Genomic DNA, 4,008 nt, shown 5'->3' on the forward strand with positions numbered 1-4,008 from the left:
GATAAGTTGGCAACTGGGAATTAAGCCCATTAAAGAAATGAGGAAACTGGAACTGGGTCAGACTCGACTTGTAGTCTACTACTCCTATCGCTCCATCAGCTTTCAAACGGTCAATGCGATCAACCTTGCCTCGTACATGGACGCTGCGACCATTATCCAATTGAATAAAGGCCTGCTCCTTGCCACCGAAATTCGCTTCTTCTTTGATGGTTTCAATGGCTGGATTATGGCGGAGAATGTGGCCAGTTGTCCGTGCGACATCAAGCAGAACTTCCTTGGTAAACTGGGCTTCCAAACTTTCTTGATAAATTGCTTCAAATTCGCGTTCCTGACTGGTTTCTTGAATAGCTTGTTCTAAACGTTGGTCAAAGGAATCTTCATCAGGCAACTGCAAGGCACGTTCAAAAATGCGGTGCAGGAAATTCCCATGACTACGAGCATCCGGACGCAGGCGCAATTCTTCCTGCAAACCTAAAACATAACGGAGGAAATAACTGTATTGGTTACGGTAAAACTCCGTCAAACCAGAGGTTGACAGGTAAAACTCCTGATCAGTAGGATAGAGTGCTTGTAAGGTGTCCTTAGCCAACTGCTTACTACTTGGACTGGTTGGGAGGGCTGGATTTTCTAAACCTTGCTGGTCTAGTTTTTTACCCATGACACGCGCCAGAACTTTAATAAATGTCAAATCTTGCTCAGTCTCACTCATCTCGCCCTGCTGGTGATAGGCAACCAGACTGGACAAAAGACTGTGATATGACCCCATATCTTCCTTAGACAGCCCTTTGTGATTCATTCTCTTCTCTTTCCGACTAAATCCAAAATGAACCAACTCTTGAAGATAGGCAGATTCCTTACTTTCACTTTCGTTAAACAGACTTGGAGCCGACAAGACCAACTGCTTACGAGCAGAATTGACCAAGGAAAGCATAGTATAGCGATTTTTTTTGAGATTTTCACTGCTGGCAATCAGTAATTGCGCTCCCTCTTCAGTCGCTTGGTTTAAGTTTTGTCTCTCTTCATCTGTCAATAGACTGGTGTTTTGCGCAATTTTTGGTAAATTGTCCTGAGTCAGTCCAATGGCGTAGACAAAGTCAGCTGTCAGAGGGGCAATCAAATCATAGCTCTGCACCAGAACGGTATCTACTGTCGCTGGAATAGTACGGTATTGAGATAGGCTCATCCCAGAATGGAGCAAGGCTAGGAAGTCCTCCAGACTAACTTGTGAACCAGCAAAAACAGTCGCAAATTGTTCTAAAACATGACAGAATGCCTTCCAAACTTCAGCTTGTCTTTCTTGTTCAAGAGCTTCCATGCTAGCTGTCAAATCTTGCAACTGCTTGGTTACCGCTCCTTCTTTCAGAAATCTATTCCACTTTTGCAAGAGATTTTCAGCTTTCTGTTTTCGACTGGCAAAGAGAGTCTCAAGAGGGGCTAATATACGCAAACGAAGGGCATTTAAACGAACTAAATTGAATTTTCCATGGTGGGATTTTGTGAAAGTTTGCTGAAAGGCTGGTAAGGCATTGATACCAAGATAGCGGATATATTGCTCAAAAGCATCAATATCAGCCTGACTAAGGTCGGTATACAAACCTGTTCTGAGAAGGTTAATCAAATCCTCCTGGCGGAAACGATAGCGTTTCAAAGCCAAGATAGACTCGACAAACTGTGTCAAAGGATGGTGCGCCACGGATTCGCTTTTACCAAGATAGAAAGGAATCTGATACTGGTCAAAAATGGTCTTTAAAGATAATTGATAAGAAGCTACATCACCTAAAAGTATACGGAAATGCTTGTAACTCAGGTCTGGATTTTCATGTAATTTCTGACGAATGCTACGGGCTACTAGCTCCAACTCCTCCTTTTGTGTCAAACAAGACCAGAATTGTAAGTTTTCTCGATCATTCTCATCGACATCCAATGTTAATTCTGAAAAGTCATAAGAAGACTCCAGCAAACGAGAGGCCTTGTCAAAACTATCCATCTGCTCATGAGTTTGAGAACAATCCAGAGCAGGTGTTTGGTATTTAGAGGCCAGATGATGGAGAAACTCCACACTGGCTTGATAGAGATTGCCTTCAGCGAATGGACTGGTATAGGCCTTCTTACTAGCATAAGCCCCGATAACAATCTCAACCCCCTTGCCATGAAGTAAGTCCACAATCCGCTCTTCCTCAGCAGAAAAACGAGTAAATCCATCAATAATCAAGGCGATTTGAGTAAAATCACTATTAACTTTGTTATTTTCAATAGCCTCAATCAAATGGGACAACTGACTTCCTTGAGCCAACTGGCCTTGATTGAGATAAGCAGTTACTTTCTCAAAAATCAAGAGTAAATCGACCCTCTTGTCCTCATCCGTCAAACTCTCCAAGTCCAAAAAACTCATCTGAGCAGTCGTCATCTCGTGATACAGTTCAATCAACTGCTGAATAAATTGAGGATCCTGCTTAATCGCACCATAAACACGCAAGTCCTTGGGGTCAAGTTCCGCAAGGCATTTATAAAAGGCCATCCCAAGACCGATATCATCAAGACTGGTCTTGGCAGGCAGGTCATTCAAGACCAGATAACGAGCCATTTGTGCAAAGCGCGTAACAGTAATCGCAAAAGAAGCCTGCTGGGACAAGCATTCCAGCACGGCGCGTTCCTTTTCAAAAGAAAGAGAGTTGGGGGCGATGTAGAAGACTCGCTTGCCAGCAGCAACTAGCTCTTCCGCCTCTCTGGTTAGAATTTCTGTCAAAGAAGTCCGAATATCAGTATAAAGTAATTTCATCTCAGCCTCGTTGGAATTTTTCATTGCCTTTTATTATACCATGATTAGCCCGAAGATTCCTCCTCCTTTTCTCTAAAATATGCTATAATAATACCAAAAGATAAAGAAGGAAAATCTATGATTAAACTACTAGCCTTGGATATGGACGGAACCCTCCTCAATGAAGCCAAGGAAATCCCACAAGCTCACATTACTGCCATTCACCAAGCTATTGAAAAAGGTGTCCAATTGGTTCTCTGTACAGGTCGTCCCCTTTTCGGCGTCCTCCCCTACTATCAAAAACTGGGACTTGACCTCCAGAATGAGTATGTTATTGTTAACAACGGTTGCTCAACTCACCAGACCAGTGACTGGGGGCTAGTCGACTGGCAAGAACTCAGTCCATCTGACATCGAATACCTCTATGACCTAGCAGAAAAAAGTGATGTTCAGTTGACTCTTTTTGATGAGGAACATTATTTTGTCCTCGGTGGCAAGCCCAATGAAATCATTCAAAATGATGCCAAGCTAGTCTTTTCAGACCTGACTGAAATTTCTCTTGAAGAAGCGACCAGTGGCAAGTACCGTATGTTCCAAGGTATGTTTTTGGGGACAGAAAGCCAAACAGACGATTTTGAGCAGCGTTTTGTTGGGGAACTCTGTCAACGATTTAGCGGAGTTCGTTCGCAGCCTGTTATTTATGAAGCCATGCCACTTGGAACGACAAAGGCTACTGCTCTTTCTCGACTAGCAGCGATTTTGAAGATCGAGCCCTCAGAAATTATGGCCATGGGCGATGCCAATAACGATATCGAAATGCTCCAGTTTGCAGGACTTGGCATTGCAATGGGAAATGCCAGCGATTATGTCAAATCCCTAGCTGACGACGTTACAGCCAGCAACGAAGAAGATGGCGTCGCCCGCGCGATTGAAAAATATATTTTATAATTAAGAAGCCCAGTTCATGTTAACTGGGTTTTGATATTTAAGAATTCCTAAAACTTTAGAAACTCTTTAGAAATGCTTGAGCTTTCTTTGATTTCTATGCTTTATACTAAAGTTAGAAAAATAAATCAAAAGGAGAAAATCATGAAAACAGTACTCGAAATTCATGGACTGACCAAACAATTCGGCCAACAAGCTATTCTTCAAGATCTTAGTCTAACCATAAAAGAGGGAGATATTTATGGTCTAATTGGAAAAAACGGAGCAGGTAAAACTACTCTTATCAAAATCATTACACAACTACT

The 4,008-nt window shown here is 42.5% G+C and carries 3 protein-coding genes; 2 read left to right on the forward strand and 1 reads right to left on the reverse strand.

The genetic code is table 11. The annotated features are described in order from the left end of the window. On the reverse strand, positions 1-2,779 hold a 2,779-nt coding region (rexB, locus tag QZ565_RS08445), incomplete at its 3' end, for an ATP-dependent nuclease subunit B (protein ID WP_295528182.1). A 117-nt stretch (positions 2,780-2,896) separates the two neighbouring features. Between rexB and QZ565_RS08450 the strand changes: the two genes are divergently transcribed. Together QZ565_RS08450 and QZ565_RS08455 are read left to right on the forward strand one after the other, a co-directional pair. Further along, a complete protein-coding gene (locus tag QZ565_RS08450) occupies positions 2,897-3,706 on the forward strand; it encodes a Cof-type HAD-IIB family hydrolase (RefSeq protein ID WP_295528185.1) in 810 nt (269 codons plus the stop codon). Between the two features lie 141 nt (positions 3,707-3,847). Then, the coding region (locus tag QZ565_RS08455) for an ATP-binding cassette domain-containing protein (protein ID WP_295528188.1) at positions 3,848-4,008 on the forward strand (161 nt) is incomplete at its 3' end.

Source organism: uncultured Streptococcus sp. (assembly GCF_915066115.1).
Taxonomy (GTDB): Bacteria; Bacillota; Bacilli; order Lactobacillales; family Streptococcaceae; genus Streptococcus.

Excerpts from the sequence above, each read along its gene's own strand:
- QZ565_RS08450 (WP_295528185.1), top strand. The coding sequence starts at position 2,897 with ATGATTAAACTACTAGCCTTGGATATGGACGGAACCCTCCTCAATGAA.